The sequence below is a fragment of the Raskinella chloraquaticus (SeqCode) genome (assembly GCF_021731865.1).
GTDB lineage: Bacteria > Pseudomonadota > Alphaproteobacteria > Rhizobiales > UBA4765 > Raskinella > Raskinella chloraquaticus.
In genome coordinates, this window is sequence record NZ_JAKFWN010000033.1 from 16,145 (window position 1) to 30,509 (window position 14,365).

Annotated in this window: 13 protein-coding genes; 5 read left to right on the plus strand and 8 right to left on the minus strand. The window is 58.8% G+C overall.

Going from position 1 to position 14,365, the window contains the following annotated elements; translation table 11 throughout:
* Positions 1-23 precede the first annotated feature (23 nt).
* The 4 genes from ACINK1_RS11795 to ACINK1_RS11810 all read left to right on the plus strand — a co-directional run bounded on the left by ACINK1_RS11795 (position 24) and on the right by ACINK1_RS11810 (position 4,145).
* A complete protein-coding gene (locus ACINK1_RS11795; RefSeq protein WP_376800989.1) occupies positions 24-881 on the plus strand; it encodes a D-amino-acid transaminase in 858 nt (285 codons plus the stop codon).
* Complete coding sequence (locus ACINK1_RS11800; protein ID WP_376800990.1) at positions 882-1,985, plus strand: RNA-directed DNA polymerase; 1,104 nt, start codon at positions 882-884, stop codon at positions 1,983-1,985.
* A 5-nt stretch (positions 1,986-1,990) separates the two neighbouring features.
* Complete coding sequence (locus tag ACINK1_RS11805; protein WP_376800991.1) at positions 1,991-2,401, plus strand: hypothetical protein; 411 nt, start codon at positions 1,991-1,993, stop codon at positions 2,399-2,401.
* A gap of 616 nt (positions 2,402-3,017) precedes the next feature.
* The gene (locus ACINK1_RS11810; protein WP_376800992.1) at positions 3,018-4,145 is read left to right on the plus strand and encodes a Fic family protein; all 1,128 of its coding nucleotides are present in this window, start codon (positions 3,018-3,020) and stop codon (positions 4,143-4,145) included.
* A gap of 37 nt (positions 4,146-4,182) precedes the next feature.
* Here ACINK1_RS11810 and ACINK1_RS11815 read toward each other — a convergent pair whose 3' ends face one another.
* The gene (locus tag ACINK1_RS11815) at positions 4,183-4,710 is read right to left on the minus strand and encodes a hypothetical protein (protein WP_376800993.1); all 528 of its coding nucleotides are present in this window, start codon (positions 4,708-4,710) and stop codon (positions 4,183-4,185) included.
* 563 nt (positions 4,711-5,273) lie between these two features.
* Here ACINK1_RS11815 and ACINK1_RS11820 point away from each other — a divergent pair.
* Positions 5,274-5,576, plus strand: a complete 303-nt coding sequence (locus ACINK1_RS11820; RefSeq protein ID WP_376803084.1) for a hypothetical protein — start codon at positions 5,274-5,276, stop codon at positions 5,574-5,576.
* 98 nt (positions 5,577-5,674) lie between these two features.
* On the opposite strand, the gene ACINK1_RS11825 is transcribed toward ACINK1_RS11820, so the two are convergent.
* From ACINK1_RS11825 to ACINK1_RS11855, 7 genes are all read right to left on the minus strand, one after another.
* Entirely contained in the window at positions 5,675-8,395 is a 2,721-nt protein-coding gene (locus ACINK1_RS11825) for a cation-transporting P-type ATPase (protein WP_376800995.1), read from the minus strand.
* A gap of 176 nt (positions 8,396-8,571) precedes the next feature.
* Complete coding sequence (locus tag ACINK1_RS11830) at positions 8,572-9,744, minus strand: hypothetical protein (protein WP_376800996.1); 1,173 nt, start codon at positions 9,742-9,744, stop codon at positions 8,572-8,574.
* Between the two features lie 267 nt (positions 9,745-10,011).
* On the minus strand, positions 10,012-10,497 hold the full coding sequence (locus tag ACINK1_RS11835) for a DUF305 domain-containing protein (protein WP_376800997.1): 486 nt from the start codon (positions 10,495-10,497) through the stop codon (positions 10,012-10,014).
* 206 nt (positions 10,498-10,703) lie between these two features.
* Positions 10,704-11,699: a carbamate kinase gene (gene arcC / locus ACINK1_RS11840; RefSeq protein ID WP_376801009.1), complete on the minus strand. Its 996-nt coding sequence runs from the start codon at positions 11,697-11,699 to the stop codon at positions 10,704-10,706.
* Positions 11,700-11,704: 5 nt separating this feature from the next.
* A complete protein-coding gene (argF, locus tag ACINK1_RS11845; RefSeq protein WP_376800998.1) occupies positions 11,705-12,706 on the minus strand; it encodes an ornithine carbamoyltransferase in 1,002 nt (333 codons plus the stop codon).
* Positions 12,648-13,973, minus strand: coding sequence for an arginine deiminase (locus tag ACINK1_RS11850; RefSeq protein ID WP_376800999.1), 1,326 nt, complete (start codon positions 13,971-13,973; stop codon positions 12,648-12,650). Before ACINK1_RS11850 ends, argF begins: the two co-directional genes overlap by 59 nt.
* Positions 13,970-14,224: a hypothetical protein gene (locus tag ACINK1_RS11855; RefSeq protein ID WP_376803751.1), complete on the minus strand. Its 255-nt coding sequence runs from the start codon at positions 14,222-14,224 to the stop codon at positions 13,970-13,972. Before ACINK1_RS11855 ends, ACINK1_RS11850 begins: the two co-directional genes overlap by 4 nt.
* Positions 14,225-14,365: the final 141 nt, after the last annotated feature.

Below are 14,365 nucleotides of genomic sequence, written 5' to 3' on the forward strand. Positions count from 1 at the left end.
TCATTGCAAGGCAGGACCCGACCATGACCCCTTCTCCCCGCATCGTTTATGTCAACGGTACCTATCTCCCGCTGGAGGAGGCGAAGATCCCGGTGATGGATCGCGGCTTTCTCTTCGGGGATGGCATCTACGAGGTCTCGGCGGTGCTTCATGGCAGGACGATTGACAATCTGCCGCATCTGGAGCGCCTCGACCGCTCGCTCGGTGAGATTGCCATCAAAAATCCCCATAGCATCAACGAATGGATCGCTATCCAGGACGAGCTGATCGCCCGCAACGGGCTTGCGGAGGGGCTGATCTATATCGAGGTGACGCGCGGTGTTTATGAGCGCGACTTCACCTGCCCGCCCGACATCGCGCCGACGGTCGTGATGTTCACGCAAGCCAAGCCCTTCCGCGACAATCCGTTGGCAAAGACAGGGGCAGCCATCATCACCCTGCCCGATCTGCGCTGGAAGCGGCGTGACATCAAATCAACCGCCCTCCTAGCCCAGGTGCTCGCCAAGCAGGCCGCAAAGGCTGCCGGCGTTGCCGAAACATGGATGGTCGAGGACGGGCACGTCACCGAGGGCGCTTCATCAACCGCCTTCATCGTCACCAGGGCCGGCGAGATCGTGACGCGTGAATTGTCCACCTCCATCCTGCCCGGTGTGACGCGGCGAACCCTGATGAAGATTGCCGCAAATCTGCAGATGAAGGTCGTCGAGCGCGCCTTCACGGTCGATGAAGCGATGAATGCGGCGGAAATCTTCTTCACCTCCGCCTCCACCATTGCCATGCCGGTCGTTACCATCGACGGCAAGACGGTGGGCGGCGGCACGCCCGGCCCGGTGGTGGCAAAGCTCCGGGAGATGTATTTTGAAGAGGTGGAGAACAGTTAAATGAAAACACTGGGCCAAGTTTCTTCAGCGGAAGCCAAATCATATTTTCTCAAAAATAAAAGCTATTTCAACGGCGACCTGCCGACTTATATTGACTTTGCACCACTTTTAAAAAATATAGATAAAATATTACATGGCGTTAATTACGATACATTTTTAAAAAAAAAGAAACCAGGTGATTTTCCAGACGTTAACTACAATTTCATAGCGAATAAGGATGGACGTTTTGCTTGGCGTCCCTTGGAGCTAATACATCCCGTATTGTATGTTTCCCTACTTAATTCGATTTGCACCAAAGACCACTGGACGCAGATTACCTCATTCCTAAAGCCAATTGAATCAGAAGCAGTTACATGCTGCAGCCTTCCAGTTATTTCCACCGGTGTGCAATCCGAAAAAGCAACGCAAATTTCCAACTGGTGGGAATCTGTTGAGCAACAGTCTCTAAAACTAAGTCTAGAATTCAGTTATTTGATATACACTGATGTAGCAGATTGCTATGGCTCTTTGTACACGCATAGTATTCCATGGTCTATTCACGGACAAAACGAATCTAAACGTAGCAAGGGTGATAACACGTTAATTGGCAATATTATAGATCGACATATTTCTGCGGGGCGTTACGGTCAAACGAACGGAATCCCTCAAGGCTCAACGCTTATGGACTTAATTGCTGAGATCGTTCTACGCTACGTTGATCGTAACATTACAACTGTTATCGGAAACAAAAGTGACTTTGCAATCTTACGATACAGGGATGATTATATGATTTTTACAAACAACAGTCACAGAGCAGAAGCAATTTTAAAGGTCATAAGTGACTCATTGCGTCACGTAGGAATGAAACTGAATACATCTAAAACAGTTATAAGTAACAATGTGATACAGGGATCTATAAAACCCGATAAGCTTGCCGGGATGGAGTTCGCTTCTTTCAGAAATAGCAAATTACACATACTCCAGGAACAACTCTTGAGACTGCATTCGTTTGGACGACATCATCCAAATAGCGGATCGTTGCGGCGTTTCTTAAGCGAATTCTATCAAAACATTTTAAGAAAAAAAATCGAATCTCACAATCTGCGCTTATTGCGCAAGAGCTGAACGTATTGGTTGCCATTTTAACGGATATAGCTGTGATTTCTCCAATAACAATACCGTTTGTTTCAGCGATATTGAGCCATTTAATTTCATTTGTAAAAAACAGAGACGAAAAAATTGAACTTTATCAGGCTATGTACACTAAGTTTAAAAATGTTCCTTACAATGGTTATCTTGAAATATGGCTGCAGCGCGTAATGGTTCCACTTAAATTGAACATGAATATCGATTTCGAAGAGGCGATTTGTAAAATTGTCAGAGGACAAGATATTTCAATATGGAATAGCGAGTGGATTAGCTGTGCAGGCGTTACAAATGCAATGAAACGCTCGATAATTAATTCCGAACTCCTACACTCGATTCCTGAAGTTATTCCTTTGGATGAAGTGAAACTATTTAAAACCTACAGTTTTAGCTAATCGACACTCTTGCGGCTCAATATTGGTCGGAGTGGCGGGATTCGAACCCACGACCCCTAGTCCCCCAGGCGCGAGAACGCAACAGGTACGATTGCAGCTAAGCATATGATTAAATTAAGATATCTTCCTAGTGCTTTGAACCCGTTGCCGTTTGCCCGCGCTTTCAACGCCTTTTGGCGTCTTGAGCGCGCCTATGACGACATTCAATCGCATTCGGCGCGCGAGATATCCGCGACAAGCGAATTGTAGTTCGCGGCGGCAGCGCGATCCTTTGCCAGCGGCAGGTTCGCGAACCGGGTTCGCAGTTCGCGCTTGGGTTCGCGGGTTCGCACTCGGGTGCGCGGCACCTTCGGATTGAGCTGCTAAGCGGAGCGATTGAGCCACATCCAGATTTCCGGGCGATGCCAAGGCAAAGCCGATATTCAGTTGTCTGATAGCGTTTGTTGGAACAATCGTACCGCGCCTTGCCGCCCCGGTTCGGGGTTTGCCCTGATTAGAGGCGGTTGCTTATTAAACAATATCGCTTTAAAGCTTAATAACGACTCGTGCTTGTTAAAGGATCGCCTTCATAGCCAACCCCGCAAACACCCGCATTGTTCAGCACATCGTCACAACGGTGGCGGGCGAGGCCGTTCGAGCCTATCTGCCATCGCCTCTCCCTCCCCTCCCACCGCTCGACACAGGATCGTTCCTGACGCTCTACGATCGCGCGCGGGGTGCGGTGGGTCGGCTCGACGGCGTGACGACGATTCTGCCTTCGACCCCGCTCTTCCTATTCATGTATGTCCGCAAGGAAGCGCTGCTGTCGTCCCAGATCGAGGGAACACAGTCGTCGTTGTCGGATTTGCTGCTGTTCGAGAATGACGAGTTTGCGCAGGTTCCCTTCGACGATGTCGCCGAGGTCTCCAACTACGTTGCAGCGATAGACCACGGCGTGCGTCGATTACGCGGCGGGTTCCCGCTGTCGCTGCGCCTTCTTCGCGAGATGCACGAGATCCTGCTCAAGTCCGGCCGCGGCGCGGCCAAACAACCGGGCGAGTTCCGCCGGTCGCAGAACTGGATCGGCGGGACGCGTCCAGGCAACGCACTGTTCGTTCCGCCGCCGCCGGATCGGCTCATGGAGTGCCTTGATGCCTTCGAGCGTTTCCTGCACCTCGACGATCCGACTCTGCCTCCCCTGATCCGCGCGGGCCTCGCGCATGTTCAATTCGAGACGATCCATCCTTTCCTCGACGGCAACGGCCGCCTCGGCCGCCTCATCGTGACGCTGATGCTTTGTGAAGCGGGAGCGCTTCGCGAGCCGATCCTCTATCTCAGCCTGTTCCTCAAAAGCCGCCGGCAAGACTATTACCGCTTGTTGCAGGAAGTGCGCTTCGCAGGCGCATGGGAGGCCTGGATGGAGTTCTTCCTCACCGGCGTCGCCGAAACCGCCGAACAGGCCGCGGAGACGGCGCGCGATATCATGTCCCTTTTTGATCGCGACCGGTCGACAATCGCAAGCTTCGGGCGTGCTGCGCCTTCGGCGCTTCGCGTGCACGAGTTTTTGCAGAAGCGTCCGCTCGTCACCATCGGATCGGTCGCCAGGGAACTGAAAATCTCGGTGCCGACCGTCACCAACGCCCTCACCCTGATGGCCGGCGCCAACATCGTCCGCGAAATAACCGGCCGTCAGCGTGGACGGTTATTCGAGTATCCAACTTACCTGCGCCTGCTGGACAAGGGCACCGAGCCGCTCCTCGCTTGAGCCGATTTGAAGGGCCGCTGGGCTTGCCCGACTCCGATCATGCCGCCATGCGCCGCGCTTCTATGGCGATGATCGCCAGACCGCGATAGCGCGCCATCGCCTTCGGGCTCGTCGAAACCGGATTGATTTCGATGGCCTTGAGGCCTTCGATGTCGCCCGCCTCGGCAAGCGCTACCAGCTTGGCGAGCCTCAACCGAAACCGCGCATGGGTCGGCTTCGAGAAATCCGGCGCCGCCGGAAGCGCGCCCGCCTGCGCCTGCTCGATGATTGCCTTGCGCTTGCCGGTCTTCGGGCCGCTTGGCCAGGAAGCGGCATTCGCTTGTGCAAGCTGGTGATCGGCCAGCGCTGGATCGGTGATGCTGATCGCGGGCTCGCTTCCGGTGATGGCCCGCCAGCCGAAACGGCCATCGGGCGTCTTGAAGACCTCGAACTTGCCGGGCTTCAGCCCGGTGCGCTGCGCACCGCTTAAGCGTTGAACTTCCTGTCGTAGGTCGTGGCTTCCGTGGTCATGGCTGCGCTCCTTCGGATTGGGTTCAGTTCGAAGTGACGAGCGCCGAGCGGCCACTCAAAGTCGGGTGTTCCCGACTTTGAGTGGTTGATGACCCGGAACTTCGGCCAACGCCGAAGTCCCTTGGGCGGTGACGCCGTAGATCAGCGGAAGGCGCTTGCCGAACGGGGTCGGATTCTCGGCGACGAGGCGCATCGCCTCGATCCGCGCATCTTCAAGGCTCAGTGCGCTCGCAAGCGAAGTCGGGTGTTCCCGACTTCGCCAGTTTCGATGTCCAGATCGGCAACAGCCGAACTGGATGCGTAGCGCCCGGTTCCGAGGAACAGGGCAACGTCGAAGCGAACGGCCTAGGCGAGGACCGCCGCGTTGGCGGCGTCGGCGGGATGAACTTTGCGGCGTTTCATGAGCGATCTCCGTGGGTTAGGACGGGTCGCAGACAGCCTCGACACACAAATCGGAGCAACTCCTAAGTCGCTCTAATCGCTCATTATTTTCGATTGGGAGCGCAGCCCATGGGTCTGTCGCGGAGGGTCTATGCGCGCCACTAGGTCCCGCATTGCCGGGACCGTCCTTTCCTTGCGACGGACCGCGCAGGCGCGGTCCTTGAGGGCGTCTCCGACATGGCGGTTCGAAAGGCGCTTCGCGCGGGCCGGATCACTGTTGAGGGCGACGGCACGATCAACGCGCAAAAGGCGGATCGCGCCTGGGGATTGAGCTCCAATCCTGCGCAGGTTCGCCCCGTAGCGAAATCGCCGCCGACGACGCGCGGCACGCCGCGTCCGGTGCCGATGGCGGCAGTTGAAGCGGTCCGTGAAACCTTGCGCGAAAGCACGAACCCGCGCCCCTCGGAAGTCGGGTGTTCCCGACTTCCGAACTCAACAACGATCAGGTCGGCCACGGCCGACCTGATTGCGGCAACATGACGTTCGTCCAGGCGCGCACCGCCAACAAGGTGATCAAGGCGCAGGAGCGCCGCATCCGTCTTGGCAAGCTCAAGGGCGATCTCGTCGACTGACCACGCCTAACATTCTAGAGGACGTTCTAACGGGGATCGCACTCTCGTCACCAGTTTCACGAATTCCACCACAACCATCGGAGTGATTGCGCCCGCCGCCACCAGGCCCCAATCGGCCCACGACAGTGAAACCGTGCGCAGCACGTCGCGGAGGAATGGCACTTCCACTGCGGCGATCTGCATGACGATACAGATTGCAGTGGCGGCCCAAAGCCAGCCATTGGTGAACAAGCGCGATGTCAACGCAGACCGGGTGCGCGATCGCGCGCTGAAAGCGTGCACCACTTGCGCCATCGCCAGTGTCATGAAGGCGATTGTGACTGCATGGCGCAGCCCTTCGTCTTCCACGCCGTACCAGCGCATTCCCACCACGAAGGCCGCCAGCGTGCATCCTGCCAGCAGGCTTCCCTGCCAGACGATGAGCCAACCGAAGGCCGGCGTCATCAGCGGCTCAGCGGGGTCGCGCGGCGGGCGTCGCATCACGTCCGGCGCCGAGGGCTCCAGCGCCAGCGCCATCGCCGGGAAGATGTCGGTCACCAGGTTCAGCCAGAGAATCTGCATGACGCCGAGTGGCAGTGGCCAGCCGATCATGATCGCGGCACCGACCGTGACGATCTCGGCGAAGTTGCACGAAAACAGGTAGTGGATGAAGCGCAGGATATTGTGGACGATGATCCGGCCCTGCTCGACCGCCGACACGATGGTGGCGAAATTGTCGTCGGTGATGACCATGTCCGCCGCTTCCTTGGCGACCTCGGTGCCGCGGATGCCCATGGCGATGCCGATGTCTGCCTGACGCAGCGCCGGCGCGTCATTCACGCCGTCGCCCGTCATCGCGACCACCTGGCCGCCGTGCTGCAAGGCCTCGACGATCTTCAATTTGTGCTCGGGCGAGACGCGGGCGAACACGGCGGTCTCGGTAGCAACTTTGTTCCAGCCGGCATCATCAAGCTTACCCAGCGCGCTTTCATGCACGACCTGCAATGGCCGACCCTGCTGATCGATGTCGAGGCCGAGTTGACGACCGATCTCGGCGGCCGTGGCCTGCTGGTCGCCGGTGATCATGACCACGCGGATGCCGGCCTCGCGGCAACGGGCGACGGTGTCTTTCACCTCGTCGCGCAGCGGGTCGATCATGCCGACGAAGCCGACGAAGGTCAGGCCGCGGGTGAGATCGGCATCGTCGAATCCGTCGGGCAGGTCACGACAGGCCAAGCCCAATACGCGCAAGGCACCAGAAGCAAGCTCGTCGTTTGTGGCGCGCGCTTTTCGCAACGCCTCTCCGGTCATGGGCGACTTGCCACTATCGCCGAGCACGGCGGTGCTTGCCGCCAGCACCATGCCCGGAGCGCCCTTCACATAGGCGACGGCGACCCCGCCCGGCCCGGTGTGTGCCGTCGCCATAAGCATGGTTTGGCTGCTGAAGGGCAACTCCCGGATGCGCGGATACTCTGCGTGGAGCTTGGCCTGGTCCAACCCGGCCTTCCCCGCCGCGATGATAAGCGCGGCTTCCGTGGGATCGCCCAGAATGCTAACGACGCCGTCGCTGTGGTTGACCTTCGAATCATTGCACAAGGCCCCGATGCGCAAGGCAAGGACCAGCAACACCGGGTCGATATCGCGTCCGTCGACCTGAAATCGGCCTTCCGCCGCATGGCCGGTTCCTGTCACATCGACCCGCTGCCCGCCGAGCCTGTAGGCGCGCACGGTCATCTCGTTGCGCGTCAACGTCCCGGTTTTGTCGGTGCAGATCACTGTGGTGGAGCCTAGCGACTCGACCGCTGGCAAGCGGCGCACCAGTGCCCCCATGCGGGCCATACGCTGCATGCCCACAGCGAGCGTCATGGTGGTGACGGCGAGCAGCCCCTCGGGCACCGCGGCGATCGCCAGTGAAATGCCTACTTCCACCATGAACAGCAGCGCGTTGCCGCGCAGCCAGCCGAGCAGTGTGATGATCGCGCACAACGCCAGCACTATGACGAGCAGCGCGCGGCTGAGTTGCGCGAGCTTGGCCTCCAGCGGCGTTTCCTGATCGGCCACCCCTTCGATGAGCGCGCCGATTCGTCCCATCTCGGTCTTTGCGCCGGTGGCCGTCACGATGCAGCGGCCGCGACCATCGGTGACGGCGCTGCCCATATGGACCATGTTGATGCAATCCCCGAGTGCGGCCTGCGCGTCAGCGACAGTCGCCGCTGATTTCGTGACAGGCAGAGATTCGCCCGTGAGCGCGGCCTCATCCAGTTGCAGTTGCACGTCCTCGATGACGCGGCCATCGGCGGGCACACGGACCCCTGCGGCCAGCACCACGATGTCGCCTGGCACCAGATCCTGCGCCGGGATCTCGCCCGCCGCACCGTTTCGCAGCACATGAGCGGAAGCGACCGCCTGGCCACGCAGGGCCGCAAGAGCGCTCGCTGCCTTCCACTCGGTCGCGAAGCCAATGGCGGCGTTCAACAGAATAACGACGAGGATCGCCAGCGCTTCGACGACATCGCCGAGCGCCAGCGCCACGACAGCGGCGGCGACCAGCAGGCCGACCATGAGGCTGCGAAACTGCCGAACGATCAATGCGATGACAGAGGCCTGCCTGCCCTGCGGCAGTGCATTGGGACCCTCGCGGGCCAGCCGTTTGGCCGCCTCGGCGTCTGTTAGTCCTTGCTGGACATCAGTTTGCAAGGCGACGGCTGCATCCTCCGCCGAAAGCGTGTGGCAAATGGGCGTGCTCATGCCGAACCTTGCTTTATGTATTCGAGAGCTGCGCTCAGAAGCCGTCGAAATGCAGGCGCGTTGGCGTCAACGTACAATTGACCAAATAATGCGGACGGACTGCTCCATCCGGGCCAATCAACGGACACGTTCGTCATCGACAACGAGAGCCACCGACCGCATCAGGCCAGCTCCGATCATCGAGATTTCCCATTGGTGTCATGCGGATGTTCCGAACTCGGCGTGTGTGTTGTTACTCCGGGAGAAGGTGGCAAGCTTTCGCCGTTGATGCCGTAGAATGCCATGTGCAGTCCCCAATAGCTAACGGCGAACAGCGTGATCGTTGTGACAAGCCCCGCCGGGATGCCTGCCATCGATCGTTTGATTGCCGGCAGAAACGTCACCACGCGCGTATGATCCGCTGCTATCGCCACGATGACGGCCATGATCAGGGCGTGCCCCACCAGGTCGATGCGACCGAAAGGATAGACGGCAGTCGTGAAGATGATGAACAGCGCGATGGCGGACAACCTGCGGATCAGCGGCGTCCATAACAAACCGAACCCCATCGTGAACTCCGCCACGCCTGCCATGGGGATGAACACGTCGCGGGGCATGCCAAAGGTCAGGAAAGGCTTCTCGACCACCAACGGATAGAACCAGTCCGGGTAAGCAAACTTCTCGAGGCTTGACCACATCAGGGCTATAGCCACGCCCCAGCGAAGAGCCTCGAAGCGTCGGTTGCGCCATTCGGTGTTGCTTGAGGCTTCGAGCACGAGATATGCGGCCACACCAACGCCCAAAGCCAGATAATCCAGCAGATGGAAAATGTCATAATCCTGTAACGCAAGAAGCCATAGCGCGATGATGCCGGCAGCCGCGAGCGGCTGCGTCTTTCGTGAAAAAATTGCGGCCGCAATCAGCAGCTGCACCCAGGAAATCCACTCGTTCGGTGTCTTCAGATCTGGCGTCAGATAAACGCCGCCGACCGCAAAGATCGCCACGAAAAAGGCACCGATCACGACTCTCACAAAGTCATCGAGCCTGTTCCAAAGCGGATCGCTCACCTTGTCGATAAACAGCAATATGGTTTCACCACTGGACGATTTCTCCAATTCGCGCATCGAGATGAAGAAAAACAGGACAAGCCCGAGGCCGAACCAGAACCAGATGTTCGTCAACGTCATCATCAGCGGTTGGGGAGCTGCGCCGACGATATAGGGTGCAAACCATTTCACATGCGCTTGAGCCGGGGCGCTCCAAAGTGCGAGCATTGCCACCGCAGCCGCGCCGCAAAGGGTGCGTCTCATCTTACTGTTCAGCAAGCCTGCCGCGCTGGTGGGATAACCGCAGCCTTGGTTGTCAATCAACGGATGGTCCTTTGGGAAGATTCTGGCAGATCGGCGAGTTCATCGCGTGGATTTTCCGCAGTGGCAGGGTCTGTTGCGGACATGGAGGCGTGAACGACGACGAAGTAGCTGAAATGACACCGTCGTTTGGATGCCGCCCCCGCTTTGGCTTTCCGATGCGATGGTCGGGCGTTCTTGAGCGGCGGCGTGACAGTCCTGCTTGGTCAACAAGGATGGCATCGCCAAACAATGTAGCGTTCGCCGGAATAGACTGCCGGCAGTATGACCTCAGTTGGCCTTCATTTTTTCTACGCGGGCGGTCATTTCCACGATTTCAGCCTTCTGATCCTTGATGATCCTCTCGGCCATTGCCTTGGACATAGGGTCCTTACCGAACTTGATCTCGACGTTGGCCATGTCGATCGCCCCTTGATGGTGAACGATCATTCCACAGTTGAAAGCGAGGTCGGCATCCTTGATCACGTGGGTCATCATCATCGGCATTTGCATCTTCATCATCGCCTGCATTGATGCCTTCTGTGCCTCGGTCATCGCTGCCTGATCCGCACCAGGCATACCCGTGGCACCTGTGATCTTCGACATCTCCATGGCGCCCATTATCTGCGACATTTTCATGTCTTTCAGGGCGGCTTGGCAGGCCTGCGGCAGAACGGACATGTCCACAGCCATATCCTTCATGCCGGTGTTCTGGGCTGACGTCGGCGTAGCGATCAGAGCCACCGCAGCGGCAAAGAAGACGATAGAATTTCGCATGGTAAGCTCCATTGAGTTTATGCCCCACCTGTGTCGAGGCAGGATGTGCGTGCCCTTAGAAAAATGACCTGAACCGGGCTCCGTCGCCCGGGCTGAAATCATCACAAAGTGTTGCCTTTTCCCCCCGACGCGTAGCCGGGGAAGTTGGCTGCGCAATTGACAGTCAGACCGGATGATCGGATGCGTCGAAATCATACCGTCGACTGTCACAAGGCATTGGTACGTACTTTCGCTTTCCGCTCGTCGCCCGACGGCGGCTCCAGCGCAGCTTTGCGGAAGCAGACGGGGCCGTCGCCCTCGTTCACCCTTGTACCCGCCTGGCTGGCCAAGATCGCCACCGCATCCTCAAGGCGGCCAATGCCCGCGGTCCGGCCCTTCGACGCCGCGAACAACTTCGCAGCTTCGATCTTCGGACCCATTGATCCGCCGGCATAATCTTTCGGATTGAGCGTGCCGGAGCCGACACTGGCGATCGCGCGGGCGTCCGGCTCTCCAAAATCGTTGTAGACCGCATCGACATCGGTGAGGAGGAGCAGCATGTCGGCATTCAGTGCGTGGGCCAGAAGACCACTGGCGCGGTCCTTGTCGATGACCGCCTCCACGCCGATCAGGCTGCCATCCGTTTGCGCGACCACCGGAATGCCGCCTCCACCCGTGCAAATCACGATCACGCCGCGTTCGACGAGCATCCTGATGACCCGCAATTCGAAGATTTCCAGTGGAACGGGGGAAGGAACCACGCGACGAAAGCCTTGCCCTTCGCGCGCGAACGTCCAGCCGCGATGGGCGGTCGTATGCTCCGCCGTGAGTTCGTCCACCATGGCACCAATTGGTTTGGTCGGATTGAGAAACGCCGGGTCCTTCGCATCGACCCGGACCTGCGTGAGCAGCGTTGCGATCATGGCGCTGTCAGGAAGAACATTCCCGAGTTCCTGCTCAATGAGATAGCCAATCATGCCTTCTGTCTGGGCGCCCAGCAGATCAAGCGGGTGAATGCCGTCAGGTGGTCCGGCAGCGGCTTGCAGCGCCAGCAGTCCGACTTGTGGGCCATTGCCGTGGGTGATGACGATCTGGTGGCCGGCCTCGATCAGTGCCGCGAGCGAAATGGCGGCTTGGCGCACATTCGTCCGCTGCTGTTCCGCCGTCATCGGCTCGCCGCGTTTCAGAAGGGCGTTTCCGCCAAGGGCAACAACTATCCGCATGGCTGTCACCCAGCGATCGTGGCAACAAGGATCGCCTTGATCGTGTGCATGCGGTTTTCAGCCTGATCGAAAACGATAGAGGCGGAGGACTCGAACACCTCTTCCGTGACCTCCATGCAATCGATTCCGAAACGCGTCTTGATGTCCGCGCCAACCTCCGTTTCCGCGTTGTGGAATGCGGGCAGGCAATGCATGAACTTGACATAGGGGTTGCCGCTGGCCGCCATCACATCGCGCGTGACGCGATAGGGTATCAGAGCGTCGATGCGTTTGCCCCAGCCGCTTTCGTCCGCGCCCATCGAAAGCCAGACGTCAGTGTAGATGAAGTCCGCGCCCTTGACGGCATCGGTGATGTTTTCGGTCAGCGTAAGGCTACCGCCGGTCTGCTTTCCCTCTCCATTCATGCGCTTAACGAAAACGTCATCCGGCCGCAAGTTGCGGGGTGAGGCGATGCGCATGTCGATGCCGACTTTCGCGCAGCCCACCGCCAGCGTGTGCGCGACATTGTCCCGTCCGTCGCCCAGAAACGCCAGCGTGCAATCCGACAGATGCTTGTGAGTAAACTCGCGCATCGTCATGAAATCCGCGAGCACCTGTGTGGGATGCGCCTCGTTGGTCAATCCATTGTAAACCGGCACGCCAGCATGGGCGGCAAGCTCATCGGCGATGCTTTGTGCAAAGCCGCGATACTCGATGGCGTCATACATGCGGCCCAGCACGCGCGCTGTGTCCTTCATGCTTTCCTTGTGGCCGATGTGGCTCCCGGCAGGCCCCAGATAGGTGACATGCGCGCCCTGATCGTATGCCGCTACCTCAAAACCCGTACGGGTTCTGGTCGAGTCCTTTTCGAAGATGAGCGCGATGTTTTTGCGCGACAAACGTTGCTGTTCAGTTCCCGCTCGTTTTGCGGCCTTAAGATCCGCCGCAAGTTGAAGCAGAAAGCGGATTTCAGCCGGCGACAGCTCCTCGAGCGTCAGAATGCTTCGTCCTCGCAGATTCATCGGCATGGTGTTTTTCCTCGAGAACGCATTCCAATGGGTCGCGTTGTATGGGGCAGGACATGCAATGGCTGCCGCCACGCCCGCGCCCCAGCTCCGATCCGCTGAAGGTGATCACCTCGGCGCCCGCCTTGCGAAGAAGCGTGTTGGTGTAGACGTTGCGATCGTAGGCGACGACCACGCCCGGCCCGATCGCGAGCAGGTTGTTGCCGTCGTCCCACTGCTCGCGTTCGGCCTCATAGGTGTTCCCGCCTGTGGCGATCACGCGCAGCCGTTTGATCCCGAGCGCTTGCTGGATCACCGTCAGGAACGGGTCTTTCTCCGCCATGACATCGAGCTTTCCGTCAGACTTGCCCGGGCGCAGCGCGAACGTGCGGATACGATCAACCACGGGAGGAAACGACGTCACCAGATCGCGGTCCACGAAGGTGAAGATTGTGTCCAGGTGCATGAAGGATCGGTCACGCGGCATCAGCGCAGCAATAATGCGCGTGGCGGCCCCTTTGGCAAACAGCTGCTTGGCAAGCGCGTACACGGCCTGCGGTGTCGTCCGTTCACCCATACCAATCAACACGATGCCGTCGGCCAACGGCATGACATCGCCGCCTTCCAGTGTCTCGATGCCTGGTGCTGCATCGGAGATGTCGTTCCAAGTTTGGAATTTCGCCGCCGCGAAGCGCGGATGGAACTTGTAGACCGCCGCCACATTAGCTGCTTCCGGCCGACGTGCGGGCCAGTACATCGGATTGATCGACACGCCGCCGTAGACCCAACATGAACTGTCGCGGGTGAACAGCTGGTTGGGCAAGGGCGGCAGGATGAAATCCTGTGGCTCCATGGCCATCCCGCCAAGTCCAGATGGCGCGAACGGCAGTTCCGCGCGTGCAATTCCGCCGATCAGTAAGCGGCCCAATTCTGCCGCTGGCAAGTCGCCAAGCCAACCACGCAACTCGCTGACCATGTCGCTGCCAACGGCGGCCACATCGACCCGACGATCCAGCAGCCACGTGCGTGCTTCGGGTATCGCAAGGGTCTCGGCCAGCATCGTGCCGAAATCGAGCACGGTGACGGAACGTTCGCGCAACGCGTCAGCAAAGATATCGTGTTCCTGCCGGGCCTTCTTCACCCACAGCACATCATCGAAGAGCAGCGCCTTGCAATTGTCAGGCGTCAGACGCTGCAGGCTGAGATCGGGGCGATGCACCATCACCTCGCGCAGACGACCGATTTCGGAATAGACGCCGGGATCGGGAACGTTGCCCGTTTGCACGGTCATGACGCCACCGCCGGCGCGCTTGTCGCCAACGGGCTTATCGTCCCGTTCCAAAGCAAATAGGCAGCGGCGCAAGCTGCGGCGACGAGGGCAAGAGCGAGAATGCCTTCAACCACCGTGAAGGGTTTCTCGCCCGTCTCCCTTCTTGCCATCACATAGATGATGATGCCCGGCACATAGAGCATCGCCGCCATGAAAAGGTATTTCGGGTCGGCGGCATAGACGAGCCAAATGCCATAAAGTGTTGCGACCATGCCTCCCACAAGATCTGAACCGCACTGGGTTTGCCGGAGGGCTCAACTCCTGAGAATGTGGAGCCATCATGAGCAAGACGACGAACAAGTTTTCACCCGAAGTCCGCGAGCGTGCCGTCAGGCTGGTGCTCGACAATGAAC

Excerpts from the sequence above, each read along its gene's own strand:
- ACINK1_RS11795 (WP_376800989.1), top strand. The coding sequence starts at position 24 with ATGACCCCTTCTCCCCGCATCGTTTATGTCAACGGTACCTATCTCCCG.
- ACINK1_RS11800 (WP_376800990.1), top strand. The coding sequence starts at position 882 with ATGAAAACACTGGGCCAAGTTTCTTCAGCGGAAGCCAAATCATATTTT.
- ACINK1_RS11820 (WP_376803084.1), top strand. The coding sequence starts at position 5,274 with ATGGCGGTTCGAAAGGCGCTTCGCGCGGGCCGGATCACTGTTGAGGGC.
- ACINK1_RS11825 (WP_376800995.1), bottom strand. The coding sequence starts at position 8,395 with ATGAGCACGCCCATTTGCCACACGCTTTCGGCGGAGGATGCAGCCGTC.
- ACINK1_RS11835 (WP_376800997.1), bottom strand. The coding sequence starts at position 10,497 with ATGCGAAATTCTATCGTCTTCTTTGCCGCTGCGGTGGCTCTGATCGCT.
- arcC (WP_376801009.1), bottom strand. The coding sequence starts at position 11,699 with ATGCGGATAGTTGTTGCCCTTGGCGGAAACGCCCTTCTGAAACGCGGC.
- argF (WP_376800998.1), bottom strand. The coding sequence starts at position 12,706 with ATGCCGATGAATCTGCGAGGACGAAGCATTCTGACGCTCGAGGAGCTG.
- ACINK1_RS11850 (WP_376800999.1), bottom strand. The coding sequence starts at position 13,973 with ATGACCGTGCAAACGGGCAACGTTCCCGATCCCGGCGTCTATTCCGAA.
- ACINK1_RS11855 (WP_376803751.1), bottom strand. The coding sequence starts at position 14,224 with ATGGTCGCAACACTTTATGGCATTTGGCTCGTCTATGCCGCCGACCCG.